At 45.5% G+C, this 26,911-nt stretch carries 22 protein-coding genes; 5 read left to right on the top strand and 17 right to left on the bottom strand.

Annotation, left to right across the window (positions count from 1 at the left end; translation table 11 throughout):
- The first annotated feature begins 1 nt into the window (after position 1).
- Positions 2-1,897: an L-aspartate oxidase gene (nadB, locus tag AB8P72_RS03395; RefSeq protein ID WP_369957984.1), complete on the top strand. Its 1,896-nt coding sequence runs from the start codon at positions 2-4 to the stop codon at positions 1,895-1,897.
- 169 nt (positions 1,898-2,066) lie between these two features.
- Positions 2,067-2,978, top strand: coding sequence for a lysine exporter LysO family protein (locus AB8P72_RS03390; protein ID WP_144297288.1), 912 nt, complete (start codon positions 2,067-2,069; stop codon positions 2,976-2,978).
- A gap of 36 nt (positions 2,979-3,014) precedes the next feature.
- Here AB8P72_RS03390 and AB8P72_RS03385 read toward each other — a convergent pair whose 3' ends face one another.
- The 4 genes from AB8P72_RS03385 to AB8P72_RS03370 all read right to left on the bottom strand — a co-directional run bounded on the left by AB8P72_RS03385 (position 3,015) and on the right by AB8P72_RS03370 (position 7,068).
- On the bottom strand, positions 3,015-3,731 hold the full coding sequence (locus AB8P72_RS03385) for an OmpA family protein (protein WP_369957983.1): 717 nt from the start codon (positions 3,729-3,731) through the stop codon (positions 3,015-3,017).
- Between the two features lie 76 nt (positions 3,732-3,807).
- Positions 3,808-4,287 carry an OmpA family protein gene (locus tag AB8P72_RS03380; RefSeq protein WP_369957982.1) on the bottom strand — a complete coding sequence of 160 codons (480 nt, stop codon included), beginning with the start codon at positions 4,285-4,287 and terminating at the stop codon, positions 3,808-3,810.
- Positions 4,288-4,420: 133 nt separating this feature from the next.
- Complete coding sequence (locus AB8P72_RS03375) at positions 4,421-5,713, bottom strand: FAD-dependent monooxygenase (RefSeq protein WP_369957981.1); 1,293 nt, start codon at positions 5,711-5,713, stop codon at positions 4,421-4,423.
- Between the two features lie 107 nt (positions 5,714-5,820).
- Positions 5,821-7,068: an FAD-dependent monooxygenase gene (locus AB8P72_RS03370; protein ID WP_369958259.1), complete on the bottom strand. Its 1,248-nt coding sequence runs from the start codon at positions 7,066-7,068 to the stop codon at positions 5,821-5,823.
- 609 nt (positions 7,069-7,677) lie between these two features.
- Between AB8P72_RS03370 and AB8P72_RS03365 the strand changes: the two genes are divergently transcribed.
- Both AB8P72_RS03365 and ybeY read left to right on the top strand, forming a co-directional pair.
- Positions 7,678-8,811 carry a PhoH family protein gene (locus AB8P72_RS03365; protein ID WP_369957979.1) on the top strand — a complete coding sequence of 378 codons (1,134 nt, stop codon included), beginning with the start codon at positions 7,678-7,680 and terminating at the stop codon, positions 8,809-8,811.
- 126 nt (positions 8,812-8,937) lie between these two features.
- Positions 8,938-9,594, top strand: a complete 657-nt coding sequence (ybeY, locus tag AB8P72_RS03360; RefSeq protein WP_369957978.1) for an rRNA maturation RNase YbeY — start codon at positions 8,938-8,940, stop codon at positions 9,592-9,594.
- Positions 9,595-9,609: 15 nt separating this feature from the next.
- Here ybeY and AB8P72_RS03355 read toward each other — a convergent pair whose 3' ends face one another.
- Together AB8P72_RS03355 and AB8P72_RS03350 are read right to left on the bottom strand one after the other, a co-directional pair.
- Positions 9,610-10,485 (bottom strand): mechanosensitive ion channel family protein, encoded by an 876-nt coding sequence (locus tag AB8P72_RS03355; RefSeq protein ID WP_305935853.1) that lies wholly within the window; start codon positions 10,483-10,485, stop codon positions 9,610-9,612.
- Between the two features lie 122 nt (positions 10,486-10,607).
- Positions 10,608-11,495 (bottom strand): energy transducer TonB, encoded by an 888-nt coding sequence (locus tag AB8P72_RS03350; RefSeq protein ID WP_223808549.1) that lies wholly within the window; start codon positions 11,493-11,495, stop codon positions 10,608-10,610.
- A 550-nt stretch (positions 11,496-12,045) separates the two neighbouring features.
- Between AB8P72_RS03350 and AB8P72_RS03345 the strand changes: the two genes are divergently transcribed.
- Positions 12,046-12,825, top strand: coding sequence for a hypothetical protein (locus tag AB8P72_RS03345; RefSeq protein ID WP_369958258.1), 780 nt, complete (start codon positions 12,046-12,048; stop codon positions 12,823-12,825).
- A 135-nt stretch (positions 12,826-12,960) separates the two neighbouring features.
- Here the strand turns inward: AB8P72_RS03345 and AB8P72_RS03340 are convergent, their stop codons facing one another.
- From AB8P72_RS03340 to nuoE, 11 genes are all read right to left on the bottom strand, one after another.
- Positions 12,961-13,806: a ferredoxin--NADP reductase gene (locus tag AB8P72_RS03340; protein WP_369957977.1), complete on the bottom strand. Its 846-nt coding sequence runs from the start codon at positions 13,804-13,806 to the stop codon at positions 12,961-12,963.
- Positions 13,807-14,021: 215 nt separating this feature from the next.
- Positions 14,022-15,500 (bottom strand): NADH-quinone oxidoreductase subunit N, encoded by a 1,479-nt coding sequence (locus tag AB8P72_RS03335; protein ID WP_369957976.1) that lies wholly within the window; start codon positions 15,498-15,500, stop codon positions 14,022-14,024.
- A gap of 3 nt (positions 15,501-15,503) precedes the next feature.
- The gene (gene nuoM / locus AB8P72_RS03330; protein ID WP_369957975.1) at positions 15,504-17,132 is read right to left on the bottom strand and encodes an NADH-quinone oxidoreductase subunit M; all 1,629 of its coding nucleotides are present in this window, start codon (positions 17,130-17,132) and stop codon (positions 15,504-15,506) included.
- 1 nt (position 17,133) lies between these two features.
- Positions 17,134-19,008, bottom strand: a complete 1,875-nt coding sequence (gene nuoL / locus AB8P72_RS03325; protein ID WP_369957974.1) for an NADH-quinone oxidoreductase subunit L — start codon at positions 19,006-19,008, stop codon at positions 17,134-17,136.
- Positions 19,009-19,012: 4 nt separating this feature from the next.
- Positions 19,013-19,321: an NADH-quinone oxidoreductase subunit NuoK gene (nuoK, locus tag AB8P72_RS03320; RefSeq protein ID WP_045445153.1), complete on the bottom strand. Its 309-nt coding sequence runs from the start codon at positions 19,319-19,321 to the stop codon at positions 19,013-19,015.
- A gap of 98 nt (positions 19,322-19,419) precedes the next feature.
- Positions 19,420-20,187 carry an NADH-quinone oxidoreductase subunit J gene (nuoJ, locus tag AB8P72_RS03315; protein ID WP_369957973.1) on the bottom strand — a complete coding sequence of 256 codons (768 nt, stop codon included), beginning with the start codon at positions 20,185-20,187 and terminating at the stop codon, positions 19,420-19,422.
- A complete protein-coding gene (nuoI, locus tag AB8P72_RS03310) occupies positions 20,184-20,732 on the bottom strand; it encodes an NADH-quinone oxidoreductase subunit NuoI (RefSeq protein ID WP_068406521.1) in 549 nt (182 codons plus the stop codon). The genes nuoJ and nuoI overlap by 4 nt, the downstream gene beginning before the upstream one ends.
- A 68-nt stretch (positions 20,733-20,800) precedes the next feature.
- On the bottom strand, positions 20,801-21,796 hold the full coding sequence (gene nuoH, locus AB8P72_RS03305) for an NADH-quinone oxidoreductase subunit NuoH (RefSeq protein WP_102077419.1): 996 nt from the start codon (positions 21,794-21,796) through the stop codon (positions 20,801-20,803).
- Positions 21,797-21,845: 49 nt separating this feature from the next.
- A complete protein-coding gene (gene nuoG, locus AB8P72_RS03300) occupies positions 21,846-24,932 on the bottom strand; it encodes an NADH-quinone oxidoreductase subunit NuoG (RefSeq protein ID WP_369957972.1) in 3,087 nt (1,028 codons plus the stop codon).
- Between the two features lie 10 nt (positions 24,933-24,942).
- Positions 24,943-26,367 carry an NADH-quinone oxidoreductase subunit NuoF gene (gene nuoF / locus AB8P72_RS03295; RefSeq protein WP_369957971.1) on the bottom strand — a complete coding sequence of 475 codons (1,425 nt, stop codon included), beginning with the start codon at positions 26,365-26,367 and terminating at the stop codon, positions 24,943-24,945.
- Positions 26,364-26,873, bottom strand: coding sequence for an NADH-quinone oxidoreductase subunit NuoE (nuoE, locus tag AB8P72_RS03290; protein ID WP_068406529.1), 510 nt, complete (start codon positions 26,871-26,873; stop codon positions 26,364-26,366). The genes nuoF and nuoE overlap by 4 nt, the downstream gene beginning before the upstream one ends.
- Between the last annotated feature and the right edge of the window lie 38 nt (positions 26,874-26,911).

Below are 26,911 nucleotides of genomic sequence, written 5' to 3'. Positions count from 1 at the left end.
TATGAGCGAGGCACAGTCAGCGGATAAGGTAAATACTTATAATTCTACAGATATTATACAGACAGACGTGCTTATTATTGGCGCTGGACTTGCCGGTTTAAGTACTGCTCTTGCCTTACCAACGTCTCTAAATATTACGGTACTCAGCAAAGCGGCATTGGAGGTTTGCTCAAGCCATTATGCGCAAGGCGGAATTGCAGCCAGTCTAGATAAGAATGACCGTGTCGCTGACCATATCGCTGATACGCTCATTGCAGGCGCAGGCTTATGCGAAGCTGACAATACCAGCAGCATTTTAAGCGCGGGACAGCAAGCCGTACAATGGCTATGTGAGCAGGGCGTGCCCTTTACCTTGATTCCTAAGCAGGAAAGACAGCAGCATGATAATGCAAATCCTTTAGCAGCATTACAGACCAGTAATTTGCATTTAACCAAAGAAGGCGGTCATGGCTGTCGGCGGGTCGCCCACGCTGATGATGCAACTGGTCGCCACGTGATGGAGGCTTTAACAGTCAAGGTAAAAGCGGCAAGCAACATTACTGTGCTACCGTTTCATGAAGCGTTGAGACTTTTAACAAATAGCGCCAATCCAAATAAGCAATGCCAAGGTGCGCTTGTTTTTGATCACTTCAATCAACGTAAACTCACCTTTCATAGCCGTGCTGTTGTCTTAGCCAGTGGTGGCTTGGGGCAACTGTTTAAGCGTGCCAGCGCGCCGAACGTCTGTGTCGGCGATGGGGTTATGATGGCATGGCAAGCCGGCTGCCGCTTGGCAAATCTAGAATTTATCCAATTTCACCCAACTGGTTTGGCCTTAGATGACAGTAGCTTTCTAATATCTGAAGCACTACGCGGTGAAGGTGGACGATTATATTGCCCGCAGACAGGTAAGCGTTTTATGCTAGAGGTTGACGAGCGCGCAGAACTAGCTCCAAGAGATATTGTTGCCCGTGCCATCGCTGAGCAGATTAATCAAAATGGGCTTGGTTATGTCAATCTTGACGTCAGTCATTTGCCAGCGGAGTTTTTGCGCGAGCATTTTCCGCAGATTTATCAAACCCTATTCGAGCTTGGCATTGATATCACAAAACAACCTATTCCCGTTGCGCCGACCGCTCATTATAGCTGCGGCGGTGTAGTGACAGATGCCAATGGCGTAACCGATGTGGTAGGACTTTATGCGGCGGGCGAAGTCGCTTATACAGGTCTGCATGGAGCAAATCGCTTAGCCAGTAATTCGCTTTTGGAATGTGTGGTGGTTGGGCGCAATATCGCTGCTGACTTGCCGCGTTATTTAGCAGCTTTAGATAAAACAGATAAAACAGCAAATACTAATAATTTAAAATCGTTAGCTGCTGATATTTGGTCACCGCCAATTCTTAAAAACACTAAAACGATTACCTTACCTAGCACTACTCTGCCTTTGTTTGACGCTTATCAATATAGTACTACGGAAAGCGCTTTAAATCTTGATACTAAAGTCACTGACATTAATAAAATAACGGCACAGCTAAAAAAATTGATGACCAGTAACATGGGCATCACCCGTAGTGCTGAGCAACTAACACAAGCACTAATACAAATTCAGCAATGGCAACAGAGTATTGGTTTGGCTAAATCTAAGCATTCTACGATAAATAATGAAGATATAGCCAATAGTCAAAATGAGCTTGGAGAATTTCAATTAGCCAGACAATTACAATTAGCGACTTTAGTTATCGAGTCCGCTTATCAACGACTTGAGAGCCGCGGCGGTCACTATCGTCAAGACTATCCACAATTAGCAACTGTAGCCAAAACCAGTGTGATTGAGCCATTATCAAATCAGGTAAGTATGCAAATGTCTCGTTTCAATACTTTTATGATAAATAATGAGGCAATAACGGAGACCTCTTAAGCAGTTTTGTCATGCAATAATATGGCGAATATGACTTCGGTTTTAGCATTGATTTTCCAGCATTTACACGGTGATATGATACAATCTCCAGCTTCCTAAAAAGACCTTGTTAAAAGTGCCTTCTTAAAACGGCCTTGATAAAAATCATAAACGCTGCGAGCTCATCACCATGCAAAGCCTGATTACCCTTGTTTTGGTATTAATGCCAATGTTTATTGGCTTTGCCATTCCCTCAAACCCAACCATGACTAAGCTTGCCGATAAAGGCTTGTCTTATTTGGTCTTTATCATCTTAGGCTTGATTGGTATTGAGCTGTCGCAAGTGGAAGGGCTTGGCAGTCAAATAGGTGAAATTGCGCTATATGTCACTATATTGTCGATACTAACGATTGGCACCGGCTTATTTGCCTTGATGCTGTTTGACCGTCTGCGTCCATGGCATGCCAAAAAACCTAGCGTCAAATCTAAAGAGCACCGCGTTAGTATACGCGGCAGCTTGGCACAAGTATTTTGCGTGGCGATTGGTATGGTGATTGGTTATTTTTTGCCAGCCGATTATATGCCACCTGAAAACACCATGACAGCAATGCTAATGATATTAATCTTACTGGTCGGTATTGGCCTCAAAGGCTCGGGCATTACCTTAAAAGAAGTATTACTCAATAAACGCGGCGTTGAGATGAGCGTTATCTTTACGCTATCGGTATTGGTCGGCGGGCTTATCTTTGCGCTGATGTTTAGCGATGTCTCTTGGACGAAAGGCTTGGCACTGGCATCTGGGTTTGGTTGGTATTCACTGTCAGCAATCATCATGACCGATGCTTATGGCGCGGTTTGGGGCAGTGTGGCGCTATTTAATGACTTGGTACGTGAGTTCTTTGCGCTATTGTTTATTCCCGTCTTTATGCGTAAATATCCATCAGCAGCGGTAGGACTTGGCGGCGCGACCAGTTTAGACTTTACCCTGCCTATTATTCAACAATCTGGTGGTTTAAAAGTTGTGCCTCTGGCGATTAGTTTTGGCTTTATTATTAATATTGTCTCGCCAGTGCTGATGGTGTTGTTTTCGGCGTTGGGGTAAGGTTAAATTTTTACGGTTGATGAAAATCAGTCGTTATTATTCAAAGAGCTCACAGTGCTTGGCGTACTTACCATACATTTGTATATAAGAATCGTATTTAAGATTCATTAAATCTTTCACTGAACTACTTGCCATCAGCGTCGCACGACGCTGTTTTGCTTCAAGACCGTTAAGATTAAGTGCTTTGAAACTAGGGTTTATATAATCTGTTTCTTTAACTAAGATTTTATTTGAACAATCATAAGTACGGATACGCTTAGCCTCAATACCATGTTGCAATACTAACGTATTCTTAATGCTAAGGGCGCGATTGCGTGATAAAGAATCGAAACCGAGCGTCGCTGAAGCATCTTTATCCATTTCATTTGTAGCTACATGACCAAAAATAAAAACACTGGCTTCTGGATACTCATTGATTTTTTCTGCTATTTTCATAAACTCTGCATCGTAAATAGCAGGTAATTGACTGCTCATTGGCGGAAAAAACCCAGCAAACTCCATTTCGAGTGCGTCGCCTCCCTCAATTATTATTTTACAGCCTTTAGCGTCAACTACTACGTTAGGTGGCGTTTCAGGACATTCGTCTATAGCATCAAGCACACCATCGCCATCTAAATCGCTATCCGCCTGCATCGTCCTGATATTTTCATATTGCGGTATGGTTTTGGGCGGTGCAATGTCGGTCGTTTGGCAGCCAGCTGATATTATAGTTGCTGCTAGTAACAACAACGTGCGATGGGTTTTAATGGTCATTATTACGCTCTCTTTATCCAGAACAACTAAAGGCCTTGTCTGTCATCATTTTCACGCTTTTTAAAACATTCAACTACTATTCAACATTGCTAATAAGCGCATAAATACGCTGATTGAGCCAACTGTTTTCAGCATCATTAGGCGCAATTGGGCGCTCTGACCCATAGTAAACGGTCTTAATACGATCAGGATCAATATTATGTTTTATGATCATATAATTTTTAATCCCTTCCACACGGTATCTTGATAATGTTTGATTGGCGCTAGTTTCTTCACGCTTGGATATATGCCCTTCAACACGCATGACAGCGTCCAAATGATCTTGCATTTTCTTGCCTGCGTTATCTAGCTGTTCATAATACTCACTTTTTATCTCACTGCTATTTTCATCATAATAAGCTCTAGCTTCCATCATAAATTCGTTTTCACCAAAAAGTAAGGAATGCGGACAGCCTCTTTCATCTATTACCACGTTATACGGAGTGGCTGGGCATTGATCCAGCTCATCAGGCACGCCATCGCCGTCGCTATCTACATTAACCACAACCGTTGGCATGTTAATAGTTTTACTTGTTTGTTTAGACAAGTCAGCGGTTTGACAAACCTGTCAGTGCTAAAACGCCTGTCATCATCAGCGTTATTGTCCGTAATTTCACGTTCATACTTTACTCTTCCTTAAGTCTAGAACGCTAAACCCCACTCGCCTGCTTAGCAAACAGACGCATCAATGGTTTAATTTTGCTGACGCGATACATACCTTCATTCCGAATTTGTTGAATCGGACGCATCTGCGCAAGGGAACCTGCAAACAGCCAATTAAGCGCCGAAAAGCTGTGCATCATAAGGCTATTATGCGGACGGCGCAGACGCTCATAGCTACGCAAGGTTTGGTTCGTACCCCACAGCTTATTGCCACTGCGCGCATAATCATGGCTGAGTTGTTCGCTTAACACTTTTACATCAAGCATTCCCAAATTTAGCCCCTGACCTGCCAGCGGATGCACACCATGTGCGGCGTCCCCAATTAATACTAGATTATCGGCGACATAGCTTTTTGCTTGCTGCGCGGCTAACGGAAAGCTGGCGATGGATTCAATCTCGCGGATAGCGCCAAGCTCATAATTACTGGCAGCAGCCAATTTATCAGCGATGTAGCGCGGCGTTTCTTCCAAAAATGCCAGTGCTTGGTTGCGGGGCAATGTCCATACAATCGACTGCCAATGCTCTGGATTGGCTTTATCTTCATCAGAAATATCAGCTAACGGCAACAATGCCAACGTACCAGTTGGTAGCATGGCTTGACGGGCGGTTGCTCGATGCGGCTTGTCGGTTTGAATGGCGCAGCAAATCGCGGTTTGGTTATAATCAAGCACATCGAGCTCAATTGCCGCCTGCTTACGCACAAACGAGCCGCGACCGTCAGCACCCACTAATAAACGTGAGTCAATCACCGTGCCGTCATCTAGCGTCACACGATAACCTTGCGCGCTACCAAGCCAGTCCATATCGACAACCTTGTGCCCATCGATAACGGTTAAATATTGACTGACATCAGAGGCAGATAGACGCTGCCATAATGCGTATTCGATAACGGCGGGCTCAACCATACTGCCGAGCATTTTTGGCTCAGAGTTTTGATTGCTGTTATTGCCGTCATTACTATTATTAGCATCATCACTATCACCAAACAGTAACTCGCCGCGACCGTTTAACTGCCAAACCTGCATTTGCGAATAATTGGCTTTACGCTCTGATGCCGCTATCTTTTGCCAAGCGCCGACGTCTTTGAGTAAGTTGATACTGGCAAGACTTAATGCATAAACACGCGCATCCCGCTTGCCAAGCACCTGCTGCCAATCTGATTCATCACGTTGCGGGCGCGCATCAATGAGCGTCACTGGCATTTCAGCTTGCGCCAGTTTTAGCGCAAGGGTTGCACCGACGATACCGCCGCCGATAATGAGCGTATGGTTATTTTTCATAAAACATCCTTTATCGCGTTATTCATGCTATCCGCTCATATTTATGTGGTTTAGCAGCAGCTGAAATGATAGATTTTATTTGCTTGATAACTTACCAGTATGTTGAACTAAGATTTTAAGCCCATCGCATAGTTGGCAATCAATGGCTTAATATTTGGCAGTTTATCAAAGGCAACCAAAGCCACGTTACGTGCCAGCTTCACCGCTGGATTTGGATGCGTAAAGCCATGGACTACCGCATCACAGAAGCGAATGACGCGTTTTTGATCGGTTTGACGGGCTTTTTCATAGCGCTTTAGCAAAGTAGGATTACCGATATCTTCGCCTTTTAGCACTTGCTGACTCATCATGTGAGCAAGTACATGGGCATCACGCATACACAGGTTAAAGCCTTGTCCAGCGACCGGATGTAACGTATGAGCCGCATTACCCATGATGACGCAGCGGCCATCGACTTGCTTATCGGCCAGTACCCGCGTCAGTGGATAAGCGCCGCGGCGACCGGCTTTTTTAAACGTGCCAGCGCGCGTGCCAAAGGCTTGCTGCAAGGTTGCCAAGAAATGCGCATCATCTTCTAGATATTGTGTCTCTTCACCCGTTGGACAAACCCAAACCACTGAGCGTCTATAGCCTTTTTGATACTCAGCATTGCCGTCGCCTTCTGGATCGGTCAATGGCAATACTGCAAGCGGCCCTGCCGGACTAAAACGCTCAATGGCAATATGTTCATGCGGCTGATCGGTTTCTACCACCCCAACGATAGCGGTTTGCTTATAATCATAAGTCGTAGTGCTGATACCTAATAGCTGACGCACGGTAGAGTCGCGGCCATCACAAGCGACTAACACGCTGGCTTGCAATTGCTGCTCATGCTCTTCTTCACCGTAATAGCTAAAGCTTAATGTCACGCCATCGTTTTGTTGGCTAACGGCTATCACATTGGCGTTATCAATCAAGGTGATCAGCGGCTCTTGCTGGGCAGCCAATAACAACTTGCGTCCAAGCCACGCGTTTTCCATCACTTGCCCAAATGACTCGACTTGCTCTTCAGCTTTATTTAATTGCGCGCGCCCAAAGCTACCTTGCTCACTGATTTTTACCGCATCAATCCGGCAAGCATGGCTTTGTAGCTCATTCCATAGCCCAATCTCTTGATAAATCTGCACCGTGCGCCGTGACAGTGCGGTATTGCGGCTGTCTAAATAATGCGTGCGTTTAGCGTCGTCATTTGGACTGATGGTTGGATAGCTGTTTTTCTCTAGCAAAGTGCTAGCGATACCATGATGGGCGAGTAACAGCGCAAACGACAAACCGACATGGCCGCCGCCGGCGATAAGGACTTGCTGCTCAGTCATAGCCGCTTTATTAGCCTGTTCAGATTTAGCAGGATTGGTTTTTGATAAATTTGCTTCAGTATGTTGCATGGTTATTATTCCTATTATGACCCATTTAGCACGCTATTAGACATGATGACTTTCCACTCAAAAAAAACACTTAAAAATGTTATTTTTTTTAGAAAATCTATCCTTCTCTGACGTTTTTTAGCTTGGCTTTTACACCGCCATTATCTAAGCATTAGATTACCACAATTTGTCCCTTGTTCTGTGCCTCCGACCATAACCATAGTGGCTAAACAGTTTTGTTGCCGTTTTCGCTCTAAGGTGTATCATCTACAGTTGCAATCACCATACAAAAACAAAGCCCTGTCCGCCTGCAAATAGCTTGAATTTTAAATTCTATCTACCATAATGAAGACAGGGCATTTACTTATTACTGTCATCTTATCAACAACTATTTTTAGCAAAATTTTACCGTCATATTTATTAGCACTACTTTTAGTATTTACATAACCGTTATAAACGCCATTAAAAAGCATTGAAACACGACGTATTATTTTATTTTTAAAGCCCGCTCGACTATCATGCATAAAAGCACAGAAACACTAATGCACTGAAGTAACGAACATGCAGCGGGCAACCAAATACAAGGATAATCGCTTGACTGATTCCATAAGCCGCCGTATACATTTTGAATCGTTGACCCCAGCACAGCTGAAAACCGTGCTCGGCGAATATAATAACCACATGAAATACATCCAAGAACGCCTCGATATTAAAATCAGCCAACGCCAAGGCGACTTCTGTTTAAGTGGCGATATTTTGGGCGTTGAGCGCGGCGAACGCATCATTTATAAAATGGTCGATGAAGCGCAAAACACCAAAGACATCAGCGCCGAAGAGCTGCACTTAATCATTCAATCGAGCATCGCCCGTGATGAAGACATAGAGGCTGATAAGCAATCGGCTGCCGAGGAAGATGCTGATAACTTAGAAACCGCTACTGACTTTACGCCCATTAGTCTGCGTACCCGTAAGGGTAAAATCATTCCACGCGGTGGCAATCAGCAGCGTTACGTCAGAGACATTTTAGCCTCTGATGTGTCGTTTGGTATTGGGCCTGCTGGTACGGGTAAGACCTATCTTGCTGTTGCTTGTGCGGTCGATATGCTTGAGCGCAATGAGATTGAGCGTATTTTATTGGTGCGTCCAGCGGTAGAAGCTGGCGAAAAACTGGGCTTTTTACCCGGTGATTTAACCCAAAAAATTGACCCGTATTTACGTCCTTTATATGACGCGCTGTATGAGATGCTTGGCTTTGACAAAGTCGGTAAAATGCTCGAAAAGCAAATCATTGAGGTCGCCCCCCTTGCTTATATGCGCGGTCGTACGCTAAACAATTCGTTTGTTATCTTAGATGAAGCGCAAAATACCACGCCTGAGCAAATGAAGATGTTCTTGACGCGCTTAGGTTTTGGCTCGCGGGCGGTTATTACTGGTGATATCACGCAGGTCGATTTACCGCGTGGGCACAAATCAGGTCTGGCACAAGCGATGGATATCTTAAGCGGTATCGAAGAGATTCATATCACTAAGTTTGACTCAAAAGACGTCGTGCGCCATCAATTGGTGCAAAAAATTGTTGAAGCTTATGATGTCTTTGATGAAGAGCAACTTGCCTTACAAGAAAAGCGCAAGTTTGAGCGCATGAAAGAGCAAGAGCGTAAACAAGCCATTTCTGATGCCGCCGCTAAGTTATAAGCTATTTTAAGCAACGTATATATATGACACAAACCGGATTTGATATCCGGTTTTTTAGTGTTAATTACTTATTGCTAGTTAATTAATCTTAGATATTTTCATATTGACATAGAAAAGGAGGGTGGCATGAGCCCAGCCGAACAGAATGACGCTGACAATCACTTAGACGAGAACATCAATAGTCGTTTTAATAATAATGAGAACGATGAAAAATTAGCCGCATTTAATAATGATGAGAACTTAGCCGTGCTTGATATTAGCGCCGCCGATAGCATCGATGACGAGATACTTGAGAGCTTTTATCCTCGCGAAAAACTGTTAAAAGTCATGATGGCGACACTGGAACATATCGATGAGCGTATTAACCATGGTCTGACGCTGCCTTACTTTGCTGATATCGATAGTGAGATATGGCAAGAAAAAACCAAAGCGCTCGATATTTATATTACCGATGCCCTCGAAGGTCAAGAGCTAAATTTAGAGGCGCGCGGCAAAGATTATGCCACCAATATTTTATCCTACCCAAGCGACTTGCCAGCGGCAATCATTGGGCTGATGCCAACGTTGCCGCTAGGCGAGCTGGTGATTTGTCATGCTGTGGTGGTACGTGAAGCGGCTGAGCAAAAAAAGACCGTGGCACAGCATATCAGCCATTTATTGATACACGGTATACTGCACCTACTGGGCTTTGACCATGAGCTCGGACAAGCTGAGCAAGATGAGATGGAAAGCTTTGAGATTGCTATTTTGGCAGGGCTAGGCCTACCAAACCCTTATCTCTAAGATTTTTAGCCTTGTTTAACCTTTCTTTAACATGGTTTTTTGCGCTTGATCCATCTGATTAATCATCTGATCTAAGCCTTTGACATGCACACTGCGCTGCGGGAATGGGATGTCAATCTTGTTATCATCAAGCGCGTTTTTGAATTGTTCTAATAAATCACACTGCATCGCCCACCAATCATCATTGGTGGTCCAGACATTCAAGGTTAAATCGACTGAATTATCGCCCAAATTGGTCACGCGTATCACAGGCGCTGGATCCGTAAAAGCCATTGGATTGTTTTTTGCCAAATTTAGCATAATATCTTTGGCAGTTTTGATATCGGCGTCATAACCAATACCAACAGTGATATCGACGCGGCGGTTGGGTAACGCCGTATAGTTAATCACCGCCGAGGTGGTGATATCGCCATTTGGAATGATAATATCATGATTATTGATGGTCGTTAAATGGGTATTGACCAAGGTGATCTCGGTGACTGTACCAGTATAGCTGCTAATTTGTACATAATCGCCGCGAACAAACGGGCGAAAGGTCACAATCATAATACCAGCGGCAAAGTTGGATAGCTGATCTTTCAGTGACAAACCAATCGCCACTGCCGCGCCGCCCAAGATAGCAACGACCGAAGTAGTCTGCACGCCGACTTTGCTAAGCGCTGCCAAAATCACGATGACCAATAATATGCCATATAATACGCGGCTTAAAAAATTGGCCGCTGTCGCCTCTAAATGGCTGCGTAGCATAATGCGATTACTAATGGCGACGATTTTCTTTGCTAACCAGCGCCCTATCATAAATATTAATAAGGCAAATGCGATTTTAAGCGCAATGCTAATCGCATTTTCTGTTAAGGTAGCAAGATCGACGGTAAAACCTAAAAATTCCATACTGGCTCTTTATTTCTGAACTGTTTTATAAATAATTTTGTCTTTTCAATGTTTATTATCATTTAACCTTTTTTAAAAAATGCATAATAACTATATAAGACCGGCACTAAATTTAAACAAAGTTAATAGGTGACGTCTACTCTATCACTGTAACGATAGGTACGTATCAGACGCAGCTCAACAATATCATTCATATCTTCGGTAAATTTACCAAAGGGCGCCGCTTGTCTGACCGACTGCTTGGCCGCCTCATCTAGTATCGTCGAGTTTGAGCTCTCAAGTAAACGAATGGCTTTAATATTGCCATCATTGCTGATAATCACCATCAAACGTACCTCGCCGGTGATACCTTGGGCGCGCGCTTGCGCAGGATATTGCAGATTTCCGACGCGCTCGACGTGCTCACGAAAAGTGTTGATATAATCGGCAGCGGCACCGCGGGTTGTCGAGTTGCTATCGACGGTCACAACTTTTGATTTGGTCGCATACAGCTGTTGCCGCTGTGACAGTTGCGCCTCTAAAGTCGCGATTTGCTTACGCAGACGCTCTTCTTGCGCCTTCATGTCATCTTGTTCTTGCTTGCTGTCATTATCAGACTCGACACTCGCTTGACGCCAGCTAAGCGTGGTACGTAGATAGCTTTCTTGATAGCGCTGCTGCCGAACTTGACGCTGCAGGTCAATCACATCTTGCGTCTCGCTCATTTGCTCGGCTGCCACCGGACTACTCTGGTCTGTTTCTTGGCGTATTTGCTCTTGCACCGTGCCGCCGCCTTGTTGCGACGCATTGGCAATAAACTGCGCATCTTCATTTGGCTGCATATTCTCGGTCAAAGCTTTTGCAACGTCCTGCATCATGCCAGCAGGGTCTTGCCCCAGCGAAAAACTAATGCCAAAAATAATCAGCGCATGAACACTGACGGCTATCACCGCCGCCATCGGCAAACTGATATCGCGCTTGGGCGCTTGCGCTGAAAAATGATAGCTTTGCGAGTCTTTAATCGAAGTCACAGTGGGTCTCAGCTGATGAATATAGTAGATTCCATTTAGAAATATTATAGGACTGCTGGAATAAATTTTGCGAAGCCTCTGGAGTGCGAAGCGCACAGCAAGCGAGGAAAATTTATTCCAGCAGAGCGCTATTTAAACGAACCACTTTTATATTGAATTGGCTATATAAGGGCGGTCGATACAAGGCGTCATAGGCGCTCTTCGGTAAACTAAGCACTCGTCGACCAATACCGGCGCTATCATACCATGAGATAGAATTGCGTCGCTAGCACAAGCGTATACCGTCGCTACTTAATCAATCACTTACCTACAGGCAGGTTTACGTGCCGGTTTATCCCCTGCTAACCTAATAATCCGCGTTTTTAAAAAGTAACCTCGCACAGGTTTTGTAGATTTGATAATAAATAGCCAAACTGCCCAATGATACAAAACGTAGACGTCCATTTTGCCTACTGTCATTTTGATATATACTGTTTTATATACCCTTTTTGCGCCTGCCATTAAATAATGAATAATTATAAGGATAATAAGTTTGAGTAACTTTGAGCATATGGACAATATGGATAATTCAGACAGTTTTGAAGAGTTATTTGACAGTATCGCTGACCGTTTTGACGAGTCCTTTAGCGATGGCTGGGAGCGTCTTAGCCAAGCCGTCAAAACTATCTATGATAAAGCGACGGATAAATTCGAGGAAGAGCTGTCCTTGCCGGTTGCCCAAATTTACGTCAACGATGCGCTGCAAAAATTTGTCACCGATAACGTCAAAGCCATTTTAGAGCTGCGCGTTGAGATACATGACGACTGGTTCCGTTTATATTGTACTATTGATGTTGGCGGGATTTATGCAGAAGTAGCAAGTAATTTTAGCTTGGTTCATGTGCAGCTGGATCGCAACGTCCAGCGCTTTGTTTTTGGACAGCTGACTTATACCGATGTCCTTAATCTACGCTGCGAATCATTTATCAAACGCCAAGGGCTCAAACTGTTTATTTGGTTTTATCATAGCGTGCTCAAAAAAGACCCGTTAGGTTTTATTTTGTCTTATATCAATATTGCCCGCGCCAAAGAAGAGATTATCTACCTTGATATCAATCGCTGGCTAAAAAAGAACAAAAAAATAATGAGCACCTTATATAAAGTGCAAGTCAATTATGGTGAGCTTGAAGAAGAACAATTGGTGCTTAAAACCCAAATCAATTATCGTGATTTGCTGGCCAGCAATGCCAATGAAGATATCATTAGTGATAAGGATGAGCCTGAATTGATGCAAGGGCCTATCAATCCGATTGCTGATGCTACTGAGCCAAGTTTAGAACCTTCTTTATAAGCCTATTTTTATAGACGTATTACAAACCTTCCAAACGCTGCCTACAAAAAACGCCAATACTTAAAGACGATTATCTTTAAGCATTGGCGTTTTTTTAATAAATACTGACTCTATCAACTTGTAGCAATCATAGGCTTACCAATAGTTTTCTACTGCGATATTGCCCTCGCCGCGGCGATTCATCACTAAGCCTAAGCGCTTTAACGTCTCTTTGGTATCTTCGACCATTTCTGGGTTACCGCATAGCATAACGTGCGTGCTATCAACGTCCAAATCAATGCCAGCGCGCGCTTGCAACGTGCCATCTAATAAGAGTTTTGGCAAGCGCTCAGTTAGTGCACCCTCGACAGGCTCGCGGGTAACGATAGGAATAAAAATAAGCTTGGCTGGATTATCCACCAACGAGCCAAAATCTTCTTGTAAGCTTTCAATCTTGTCCATATAAGCAAGCTCTTCTGCCGAGCGCGCGCTATAAGCCAAGACGATATGCTCGTAGTCTTCCCAGGTTTTTAAGTCTTGCAGCATCGATAAAAAAGGCGCTAAACCTGTACCTGTTGCCAATAACCATAAATCCTTTGGCAGCGGTTTTTGATAACGAGCTAAAGTTAAAAAGCCAAAAGGCACGGTGTTTAGTAATAGCTCATCGCCGACTTCTAGGTGTTGTAGCTGCGAGGTAAAGGCGCCATCAGGGATAACAATAGAGAAGAATTCTAGGATTTCATCGAAGGGTGAAGAGACGATTGAATACGCGCGGAAGATATCTTCATTTAGCGCTTCGTCCAGTTCTTCATCTTCATCTTCAGCATCAGCTACTGCACTCAATTGCTTATAGTAGTTTAATTGACTGGGATTAACGCCCAAACGCACAAATTGCCCTGCGGTAAATTTAAAACTAACAGGACGACTGACGGTAAAGCTAAAGAGATTGGGCGTCCACGTGGTTTTACTGAGCACCGTTACTTTTTGAATATTGTCACTCATAATAATGATTCACCCTCGTTTTTTATGATTTATGATTGCTTATGGTTATTGATAATCGCTTATGGTTATAGATGGCTATGTTTTTGACTTTTTAAAGGCTCTAAAACAAAAGATGCGCCAAGCTTATCATAGAGCTGGCGCATCTTGGTTTTCTAACCGTCATTATCAATAAGCAGCGGTTATCAATATCGAAAACCTCTGCTCATATTTTATACTTACCAAATACGAGCCAAACTTGCCCATTCAATCATACTATTCGGCAATATACCAAAGAAGAGAATAATGGCGGTGACGGCGATAACCATGATACCGCCCGTACGCAAACCCCACTGCTTTGAGACGTCAAATTCAATAAATTGTTTCGGACGTTTAAATAGCGTGAGCATGACGCGCAAGTAATAAAACAGACCAATGGCACTACCCAAGATAATCATGCCAGCCAAGAACCAGTTGGTACCTTGGACGGCGGCTAGAATCGCAAATAGCTTAGTGATAAAGCCTGCGGTCAATGGAATACCTGCCAATGACAACATCATAATGGTCATAACCGCGGTCAATACCGGACGACGCCAGAACAGCCCTTGATAATGGGTCAATTCATCCGCTTCACCAGCCAAGCGATATGGGCTCGACATCAAGGTGACGACGCCAAAAGCACCGATAGAGGTAAAGGCATAAATCGCCATATACATGCTTGAGATACTATCAGCGGCTGAGCCAATGCTGACAATCACGATAAGCACATAACCCATATGAGCGATCGACGAATAACCAAGCAGGCGCTTAAGGCTGGTCTGACGTACCGCTAATAAGTTACCCACTAGTATCGATAAGGTTGCCATGACCATTAATAGCATCTGTACTGATGGCAGCGCCAATAGCGACGTATCAATTAAGAAGCGGACGGCAAGCGCCATCATCGCCACTTTGGTGACCGATGCCAAATAAGTAGCGACAGGTGCTGGTGCGCCTTCGTACACATCTGGCGTCCATATATGAAATGGCGCGGCAGACAGTTTAAAAGCAATACCAAACATCATCATCGCCGTACCGACGATTAATAATGGCGACTCAAAGAAATCGACCAACGTCATACTGATAGGCTTGAAAGCAAGCGAGCCCACTTCTGCATAAATAAACGCCATCCCCATCAGCAGCGTTGCCGATGCCGTGGCTGAGAGCACCAAATATTTTAGCCCCGACTCAAGCGAGCGCTTACGCATATAGGTATAAGCCAGCATGCCGTATAACGGAATCGATAGCATCTCAAGGCTCATAAAGAATGAGGCTAAATGCTGGGCGCTGACCATCAGTAGCGCACCAACAGTCGATAGCAGCATGAGCAAATACAGCTCTTCTTTATGATCATCTAGATCGGCTAGATAGGCATAAGACAGCGTAAAACAGGCCAAAGCACAGATTAAGATAACCACCATATTAAACTGAGCAAAGTTATCAATCACAAATAACTGCTCAGCTGTTGGCACAAGCGTACCGCTATCGATGATGCCAGCCATTTGCCCAAGCAAGGCAAACAGACCTATGTTTAAACCAACCACCGAGATGGTACCGATCACCATATGTGAGCGTTTAATAGTGATGGCAATCATCACCACCAATACAGTCAATACTACCGCAATGATTGGCGCATAAGGCATCAGCCCCATCAAATCATTCATCGTAAATTCATTCATGACTTAACGTGCCTCCATTGCATCAATCAGCTGCGATGCGTCTACTTGTGTCACTTGACTGTACATATATGCGTTATTAATCCACTGCATGGCGTGACTTGAAGTATCAAGGAACGGCTGTGGATACAGTCCGAGCCAGACCAAACCTGCTGCGAGCATCAGTAATAACGAGAGCTCGCGCTTACCCAAATCTTTTAATGGACGGGAAGGCAAACCATGGGTTTCGGTTTCTCGTAACGCCACTTCTTTAATATTATTGCTACCGAACATGGCACGGTGAATCAAGATAAGCGAGTATAAACCTGCCAATACCAAGCTAAAGGTCGCAAATACCACAAACACTGGATAATCAGCAAAGGCGCCAAATAAAATCAAGAACTCGCCGATGAAATTACCGGTACCCGGAATACCAAGTAAAGCGGCACAAAAGAACATCAGAATCGGCGCATAATAACGGAACTGACCCCACATACCGCCCATCAAGGTCAAATCGCGCGTATGCAAGCGCTCGTATAACTGTCCTGCCATAATAAACAGCGCCGCCGAACTTAAACCGTGCGCCAGCATTTGAATCATCAAACCTTGCAAGCTAATTAAGGTACCCGCGTAAATGGCCAAGACCACAAAACCCATATGCGAGATACTGGTATAAGCCAGTAAGCGCTTCATATCAGTTTGCATAAAGGCCAGCCATGCCCCATAAAAGATACCTATGGTACCCAAGGTTATGGCAATCGGCGCAAAATCTTGTGACGCTGCTGGGAATAACGGTATGACAAAACGAATCAAACCATAAGCGGCGGTCTTAATCAAAACCCCGGCTAAATCCACCGAACCTGCGGTTGGCGCCTGCGCATGGGCGTCAGGTAACCAGCCGTGAAAAGGGAAAATCGGTAACTTAACGGCAAAGCCAATAAAGAAGCACAGCATGATTGGATATTCCCAGCCGCCAAGTGAGGTGCCGAGTAAGTCATTATAATTAAAGCTGACCACGCCTTTTTGCGCATAGCTGATAATGACCAATATCAAAATACCGACCAGCATGATAAGACCAGAGGCTTGGGTATAAATAAAGAATTTGGTTGCCGCGTATTCTTTGGTCCTGCCGCCAACCACATCATGACCCCAAATAGCGATCAAGAAGTAAATCGGAACCAGCATCATCTCCCAAAAGAAGAAGAATAAGAACAGGTCAATGGCCAAGAAAACGCCAATAACGCCGCCCAAGCTCCATAAAAGGTTAAGATGGAAGAAACCAACGCGGCGTTGAATCTCATTCCACGAACAGGCAACTGCCGCAATACCTAGCAGACCTGTTAGGCCAACCATCAACAGCGACAAACCATCTAGTGCCAAATGAAAGCTGATACCAAAGCTTGGTATCCATGGCACCATGAATTCTGCAACCCATGGTACGTTTGCCTGAGGCGCAATCACTTGCTTACTCATGCCGCTATAATCGCCGTATTGCCATAATACCAGTGACAAGGCAAAGGTTAACGTCATACCGATTAGAGCAATCCAGCGCGGTAGACGTTTATTAAAGCGTTCGACCAACCAACAGAGCAACCCTGCAATAAAAGGAATTGCGATTAATGCTGGTAGCATCCACGTTTGTTGTAACTCTATCATCTTATACCACCGTCATCATTACCAGCACCAACAGCACAGCCACGCCTAAGCCAAAGCTTGCAGCGTAACCTCGAAGTGACCCTGTTTGCGTCGCAGACAATACCTTATTACCAGCAGATGCCAGTTTCGGCAAAATAAGCCACGTTTTATCGATAGGGTCGGCTTTAAATAAGCGGCCGATGAACAAAAAGGGTTTTACAAAAACTATATCGTATAGCGCATCAAAGCCCATACCGTGATAGCACCAATGATATAACGCTGCGCCTATAGAGGTGCGCTTAAAGCGGGTCAGCATGCGACCTTTATCAGCGACATATAACAGTGCTGCGAGAATTAAGCCTGCAAGCATCGCACCCATAGCGATATATTCCGCAGTATGTTTGTCATGCGCTTGTCCCGCTACTTCTAATAAATGCCCAACGCTTTCTGGCAACACGCCTTGTAATGGCGGCGTGATCCATGCACCAACGGCGGTTGATAATACCAATAGCACCGTCAGCGGTAACCAATAGGACACCCCAGATAATTTGTGCGCAGGGGTTTTCTCTTTACCAAAGAAGATAATCCAAATCATACGGAAGGTATAAAGCGCAGTTAAGAAGGCACCGAATACACCCATATAAAATAGAACTTGGTGACCGGTTGCATAGCTCTCCCACAGAATTGCTTCTTTAGAATAGAAACCAACGGTAACCCAAGGTATCGCTGCCAGCGCACCGCCACCGACGATATAGCACCAAAATACTAGCGGTATCTTTTTGCGTAAGCCGCCCATCTTAAAGATGTTTTGTTCATGATGTACCGCAAGTATGACCGCTCCTGATGATAAAAATAGCAAGGCTTTAAAGAAAGCATGCGTCATCAAGTGGAAAATAGCTCCTTGCCATGCACCAACGCCGAGTGCTAAAAACATATAGCCAATTTGGCTCATGGTCGAATAAGCAAGGATACGTTTAATATCCGTTTGTGCCAGCGCACAAAATCCAGCAACAACAAGCGTCAATGCACCCACTGCCCCAACCCAGTACAAGAGTACGCCTGGGGTAAGGAGAAATAATGGATGCAGACGTGCAATCAGATAAACACCTGCGGTCACCATGGTTGCGGCGTGAATCAATGCCGATACTGGCGTTGGACCTGCCATCGCATCAGCAAGCCACGTATGTAGTGGCAGCTGCGCTGATTTACCCATCGCCCCACCAACGAGCATAATAGTGGTCAAAATCATCGTTGGATTATTGATATCAAAGATTTCTGGCGCGCGGGTGATAATCTCTTGAATATGCAAGGTGCCAAATTCGCGGAATAATAAAAACAAACCAAAGGCCAAAAACACATCACCAACACGAGTGACGGTAAAGGCTTTCATCGCTGCCCGACCATTGGCGCGGTCTTGATAATAAAAACCAATCAAAAGGTACGAGCAGATACCGACGCCTTCCCAGCCAAGATAAAGTAAGAACAAGTTATCGGCCAATACCAGCAATAACATACTGGCGACGAATAAGTTCATATAACTAAAAAAGCGCGCAAAGCCTGTTTCACCTTTCATATACCAGGCGGCAAACAGATGAATCAAAAAGCCGATACCGGTAATAACACCCGTCATCGTCAATGCCAAGCCATCAAAGCTTAAGCCAAAACTTGGCGCGAAATCCCCAACTTGAAACCACGTCCATAGCGGAATCTCGATGACTGTACCGGCAGGATTACTGGTCAAAAAGGTATAGCTAACTACCAGCGTGCATAGCGCTGATAGCAGCATGCTACCGACACCAACAATCGCTGCCACCTGCTCGCTTAATTTGTCGCGCATAAAGGCTAAAATCAAAAAGCCAACGAGCGGGAACATAAAGGTTAATGGTAATAAACTCATGACATCATCCTTTCATCTCATTGGCGCTATCGACATCGAGATGCCCACGCTGATGGTAAAACCGCAATAATATTGCCAAACCAATGGCTGCCTCTGCTGCTGCTAGTGTCAAAATAAAGATAAACATAATCTGTCCATCTGGATCGACCCAGCGGCTACCAGCGACCACAAATGCCAAAGCTGTCGCATTCATCATGATCTCAAGGCTCATTAGCATAAATAAGAAATTACGCCGTACCATGACACCGCACAGACCGATTGCAAATAAAATACCGGCCAAAATCAATCCATGGCTCATGGGTATCATACCCAGTACATTTTGCGCCTCAGTAGCAGGCTGCACAAAGCCTGCTACCTCGTGGGCAAACGGCACATTTGCAACCTCCTGTGCCACGCTCGCTGCTAGTACCATCAGTCTGACTCCTTGCGCGTGACTCGTTGTATATCCGCCTGCTTACCGATATTCATACCGACATAGTCAAGCGGGTCAACCTCTTTATATTCGTATGGTTCAGCTCTGTTTAGCGCATCAGTATCGATCGGCATACCATTATCATCGTAATGTTTGATACTAGCCACATTTGGATTAGAGGCTTGGCTTGCTTTGTTTTTATGGCTTTGATTATAGCCTTGAGCGTCGTGACCGATAATCTCATCATCACTAGACTCTTTTCCCAAATGATAAGCGGCAACCAAGGCAGCTAATAATAGCAATGCTGCCACTTCGACCAACATAACGTATTTGGTAAATAGCACCGTACCGACCGCTTTAGCTGAAATGGTCGTACCACCAATCATTGCCGTATCAGTATGGTTAAGACCTATCAACGCATACAGCACAACCGCGATGATAATCGTTAACCCCGTCGGTACTGCCCAAGTACCCGCATCAAGCCAGCGCTCTTCACGCTCATCATTACTCATGCCAAGGTTTAGCATCATAATGACGAAAACAAACAGCACCATAATGGCACCGGCATAAACGACAATTTCAAGCGCACCAGCAAACGGCGCACCTAAGACAAAGAAAATACCTGAGATGGCCAATAACGACACAATCATCGATAAAATAGCATGCACTGGATTGGCGAGGGTTACCACGCGCAAGCTGGCAAATATTGCCACCGCTGCCAACGCATAAAACCCTGCCAATTCAGGACTGTTTAAGATATTCATCATGGTAGCAAGCTCCTTAGATCAATCGGTGCCGCTTCATTTTGCGCTGCGCCTTTTGGTTTATCTGCTACCGCCATACCCGTCACGCGATAATAGTTATAATCGGGATATTTACCCGGTCCAGAAATCAGCAAATGCTCTTTTTCATAAACCAAGTCTTGACGGACATATTCGCCCATCTCAAAATCAGGCGTCATCTGAATCGCCGTCGTCGGACAGGCTTCTTCACACAAACCGCAAAAGATACAACGTGAAAAGTTAATGCGGAAAAATTCTGGATACCAGCGACCATCTTCACGCTCTGCTTTTTGCAAAGAGATACAGGCAACCGGACAAGCCACGGCACATAAGTTACAAGCCACGCAGCGCTCATCACCATCAGGGTCACGCGTCAGCACAATACGGCCACGAAAGCGTGGCGGTACTGGCACGGGCTCTTCTGGATAAAGAATGGTGTCGCGCGGCCTGATTGCATGACTATTGACCATCCACATACTGCGGACAATGGTAAACATACCAATGACGGTCTTTTTTATCGTAGTAAACATGGGATTATTATCCTTATCAGCTTTACCCTAGTTCATCAGTAATGGCTAGTAATGGCTACTAGTAATGACTATAACGTTGGGGAGAAAATCAAAATCACTGCGGCAGTTACCAAGAGATTAATCAAAGTTACCGGCAGGCAGATTTTCCAGCCAAAGTTCATCACCTGATCATATCGCGGACGCATGAGTGAGCCTCGAGCCAAAATAAACATGGTCATAAAGAATAGCGTTTTAATCATGAACCAAAAAGCTGGTGGAATAAAAGGAATATCTAAATTAAACGGCGCAAGCCAACCGCCGAAGAACAAACAGGTCATCAGCGCAGAAATCAGCACGACGTTGACATATTCACCGATGAAAAACATACCGAACTTCATGCCAGAATATTCGACATGATAACCTTCAGCAAGCTCTTGCTCGGCTTCTGGTTGGTCAAATGGATGTCTATGGGTGACGGCAACACCGGCAACGACAAAGGTTAAAAAGCCAAAAAACTGTGGAATGATATACCAGCCGTCAATTTGCGATTCAACAATTTCACGTAGGTTAAACGAGCCTGTTAAAGCTACAACGCCCATCAATGATAAGCCTAAGAAAACTTCATAACTGATGGTTTGCGCTGCTGAACGTAAACCGCCGAGTAGTGAGAACTTATTAGCAGACGCCCAACCACCGAACATCACCGCATAAACTGCAATACCTGCCATGGCAAAGAAGAACAAAATGCCGATATCCCAATCAGCAACCCCAAGGGTTGGCGAGACAGGAATAATGGCAAAGGATGCCAAGGCGGTAAACATGGCAACCGCTGGCGCCAAGGTAAACATAAACTTATCGGTAAAGTTTGGCGTCCAATCTTCTTTAAAGAAGATTTTGAGCATATCGGCGACCAGTTGCAATGAGCCAAAAGGACCGACACGGTTCGGACCATAACGGTCTTGCCAAAGCGCTAGCATGCGGCGCTCATAAACAATCATCAACGCGGCTACGATAACCACCACTAAAAAGATAACCAGCGCCTGCACGACCATAAAAAGTATCGACCAGGTATCAAAAGTCATCATACCAGCCAAAAAGCTTGGCACATCAGGGATAATACGGGTAACTTGCAAATTACACCTCCTGTGTGGTGGTCGGCGCACTGTTTATTGGCGTGGCGCGGTTATTGTTGTTGGCTGTGACAGCATTATCAGTTGCCATACTGCCCATCATCGTCACCGGCGCATCGACTTTGCGTACTGACGCTGGCATGGACGGATGGATAATACTCACCTGCCCAACCGGATAGCCGATACAGCCTTCTGCTAAGTAACCAACCAGTTCAACGGGTAAGGTAATTTGCTGTTTATCAATCTCAATCGCCAGATAATCACCTGCTGCAAGACCCCATTCTTTGGCATCATCGATACCGACGCGCCATGTAGCGAGCGGCAATTGCTCAGCAACCACGTGGCTACGCGAGGCCATCATCGAGCTGGCATACAGGTTATAAACCGGCACCAGTTTGGCTTGTCCTTGCTGCATATCTGTCGTCGTTGCCGAGGTAGCTTCTGGCGCGACATATTGACGCGTAGCAAGGCGCTCTAAGCGATCAAATAAACGGACACCTGGATCGCCATTTCTCAGGCTACCACCGACTTTATCTTGGTATTTATTCCACGCTTGCGGTGAGTTCCAACCGGCCGCACTGGCAAAAGGAATCATCGAGCTTGGCGTTTGCTTACCGCTATAACCTTCCATTGAGAAGGTTAAACCGGTATCCAAATCTTTTGGCTGCATCGGCTCATGCACAGATACGGGCGCACGCATCGAAGTACGACCTGAATAACGACGCGGCTGACGAGCAATTTTTAAACCAGTCATGCGGTAATCGGCGTCAGGAGCGGCATCTTTAATACCTGCAAGCTTAGGATGGGTAGCGATTAGAGCATTGATAACGTCATCAAGCAGCGTCCAATCGACATCACGATCTTCCAAGCTGCTATGGACTGCATGCAACCAGCGCCAGCCTTCTTTGATACTGCTCATTGGATGATAGTATTCGTTATCATAAACTTGGAAGAAGCGCTGTGCACGACCTTCAGCAGAGATAAGCGTACCATCTGCTTCTGCGAAGCTTGCGGCTGGCAAGACGATATCGACGTCTTTATGCCAATCAAGCAATTGATGGTCAAGGGCAATAACGGTTTTATCCGCCAATAGCTGGGTTAACTTATGCGCATCAATGGCATCGGTTAATTGGTTTTCGGCCACGATGACCACATCAAAATCGGTCGCTAATAACTCTTCAACCGATTGACCACCAAGCATACAAACGCCAATACTATTGGCATCGGGAACCGCCAAATAAATACCCGCTTGCGCGTGATAGTTTTTATTAACCTCTTTGAGCTCAAGCTTGGTTGCAGGCTCGCGCTCGACATCGTCTTGCGCTTCGGTATCAACGCCAGTCTCTGGTTTATTTGGTTTAGCAGATAAGTCTTTGTCTTCGCTTTGCTGCGCCGTTGCTGCTTGTGCTTCAGCAGCTTCGACCTTAGCGTTATGCGCTTCGACCTGCTGCTGCTCAGCGGCTTTAATCGCCGCACGCTTTTGGGTCAGCGCTTGGGTGATTTGCGCCGCTGCTTCTATCAAAGCAATCGATGATAAACTAGTGCCCGAAACCACCAACGGCTTATCCGCTTGGATTAAGTCATACGCGATTTGCTGGGCTAGCGCTTGCATTGGGTCAGATGCTTCATCGGCATCTTGTTGGGCACGTTGCGCGTCTGCTATCTGGGCTAAATCATCTACAAGATTGGCAATCGCATCAGCGACTTTAAAACCAAGTTTGGTAATATCTTCTGGTGTCGCAACGACGCTAACTTTACTGATATCTTCTAGTTTGGTTTGGATAACGTCGATGATATAGACCGGACTTTGCACGCCTTGTCCAATACGTTTGACGGGCTCAGCTAGCCAAGATTGGGTTTTGGTCGCCGCTGCCATTTTAATGGCTTCGTTTTTTGCCGCTTGACGAATCGATAGCGCCACACGTGATGAAGTTTGGGTAATATCTTCACCCAATACCAATACCGCGTCATGGCTTTCGATATCAGCCATACCGGGGTTATAAATGCCCTCAGTGCTCAATACTTCGATACATTTATTGACCAGTGCTTGCTGCTGATGGTTTAGACCAGTTGAAAAACTATCAAAGCCAACCATATTTTTTAGCGCAAAGTTGGTCTCAAGACTGGCACGTGGTGAGCCAATACCGATGACTTTTTTATCTTTGATACGTTTGATGGTTTCGTCAAGCGCATAATCGATATTGATTTTGACATGCTTATCATTGATACGCTCGAGCGCCTGCGTTGGCCGGTCTGCGCGATTGACATAGCCGTAACCAAAGCGACCACGGTCACATAAGAAGTAACGGTTTACTTCACCGTTATAGCGGTTTTCAATACGGCGCAATTCGCCATAACGCTCGCCCGCTGAGATGTTACAGCCCGCTGAGCAGCCATGACAAATACTTGGCGCGTATTGCATGTCCCATTTACGGTTATAGCGCTCAGAGTGGGTTTTATCGGTAAATACACCCGTTGGGCAGACTTCGGTTAGGTTACCTGAAAACTCGCTTTCGAACTGACCGTCTTTATCACGGCCGAAATACACGCGCTCGTTTGAGCCATAAACGCCCAAATCTTCACCGCCCGCGTAGTCTTTATAAAAACGCACGCAGCGATAGCAAGCGATACAGCGGTTCATCTCATGCGCAATAAACGGTCCAAGCTCTTGATTATGATGGGTGCGCTTGGTAAAACGATAGCGACGACGGCTATGACCTGACATATAGGTCATGTCCTGCAAATGACAATGTCCGCCTTCTTCGCAAGTTGGACAGTCATGTGGGTGGTTGACCATCAACAGCTCAACCATCGACTTACGAAAGGCTTTGGCTTCATCGTCGGTGACAGAGATGTACATATCATCGCTAGGGGCGACCATACAGGACATCACCAAGCGCCCGCGACCCGCTTCCATATCTTCTTTATTTTGATACTGCTTAACCGCGCATTGACGACAAGCACCTGCTGAGCCAAGGGCTGGGTGATAACAAAAATACGGCACATCAATGCCGAGTGACAAGCATGCTTGAAGCAAGTTGTCGCTGCTATCTACTTCGACAGTGGTTCCATCAATATGTATGACTGCCATGCCGCTCTCCTTATTTCACTTCTGGCTGTTGATGAGCTGCAGCCTCAATGACATCTTCGCCAACCGCCTGCGCAATTTTTTGATCAAACTCAGGACGGAAATATTTAATTGCACTCGTCAGTGGCTCCATCGCACCCGGCGCATGGGCGCAGAAGGTTTTACCGATCCACAAGTCACGGGTTAAGCCTTCTAACTTCTCAACGTCACCGATTTGACCTTGACCATCATTGATGGCCGTGAGCAATTTAACGCCCCACGGTAGACCATCACGGCATGGTGTACACCAACCGCACGACTCACGCTGGAAGAAAATCTCAAGGTTGCGCAGTAATGGCACCATGTCTTGTTCTTCATCGACGACCATAATTAGCCCCGTACCCATACGGCTACCAGCTTTTTGAATGGTGTCAAAATCGACAACGGTATCTAAATGATCAGCGGTTAAAAAGTCGGTTGATGCGCCGCCTGGTAGCCAAGCCTTGAGCTTTTTACCTTCTTGCATACCGCCAGCGAAATCTTCGATAATCTCACGTGCTGTATAACCAAATGGTAGCTCCCATAGACCCGGATCATTAACCAGACCTGAACAACCAAATAGCTTGGTACCTGGGGTTTCGACCACGCCTTTGGCTTTTGGTAAGTCTTGATACCATTTACTGCCGTGCAAAATAATCGCTGAAACGTTATGTAAAGTTTCAACGTTATTAACCACAGTCGGACGGCCCCATGCACCTGCCACTTGTGGAAATGGGGGCTTAGTACGAGGATTGGCACGGCGACCTTCTAGGCAGTTAATCAAAGCGGTTTCTTCGCCGCAAATATAACGGCCAGCACCGGTATGGACGTGCAAATCAAAGCTAAAATCTGAGCCTAAGATATTGTCGCCAACTAAATTATTGGCCCGCAATTCTTCAAGCGCCGAAGTTAAGCGCTCTGCTGCTAAGATATATTCACCGCGAATAAAGATATAACCGGCCGTTGCCCCAATCGCATAGGCAGAAATCAGCATACCTTCGATAAGCTGTAACGGTAGGCGCTCCATTAAGAGACGATCTTTAAAAGTACCCGGTTCCATCTCATCGGCATTACATACGAGATAACGTGGACCGCCATCGGGTGGCGCCATCAGCGACCATTTGATACCAGCTGGGAAACCTGCACCGCCGCGACCTTTGACCACTGCTTCTTTAATGGTATTTAGAGTATCGGCTGGTGATTGGTTTAAAGCCATTTTTAAGGCTTCAAAACCGCGTAGCGATTCATAAGTGGCTAAGTCCAATACCGCATCGTGATGGGCAAGGCGCCATGTTAGCGGTTTGGTTTCACTGGTAGCGGTTGCTTTGTCGCCATAAACAGGAATGCGCTGGTCATTTAATTGGCTTGGCGCTTTGCCTTGACCGCGACGAGCAATCTGCTCTGAAATGGTTAAACTCATGCGTATAGCTCCAACAACTGGGCGACTTCAGTGGGCTGCACAGGACCATAGGTGTCTTCATTGATTAACACAGAAGGACCTTTGTCACAGTTGCCCAAACAGCAAATCGGCAATAGCGTAAAGCGGTTGTCAGCGGTGGTTTGACCATAGTCGATGCCCAGCTGCGCTTTTAATTCAGCCGCCAGCGCTTCGTAACCGGTTAGATAGCAAGCCACCGAATCACAAATAAGGATGACATTACGACCGACCGGCTGACGGTAGATACGGTTAAAAAAAGTTGCCACCCCATCCATGTCGGTCACAGGAATATTTAGGATGTTGGCGATGGCATTAACTTGCGCATCATCGACCCAGCCGTTACGCTTTTGTACGATTTTTAGGGCATCTAAAGACGCTGCCCGTGGATGGGGATAATGATGCATAAACTCATGGATAGCCGCAATCTCTTCTGCGGTTAAGATACTTGCCACATCTACTTTTGGCATTTTATCGGAAACAATTCTCATAATCTTCTTCTTTCCTCACTCAGCCCACTGTTTATATA

Origin of the sequence: Psychrobacter sp. CLB018 (assembly GCF_041222815.1) — a bacterium.
In the GTDB taxonomy this organism is placed as follows: Bacteria; Pseudomonadota; Gammaproteobacteria; order Pseudomonadales; family Moraxellaceae; genus Psychrobacter; species Psychrobacter faecalis.
This window is presented reverse-complemented; position numbering and strand designations above follow the sequence as displayed.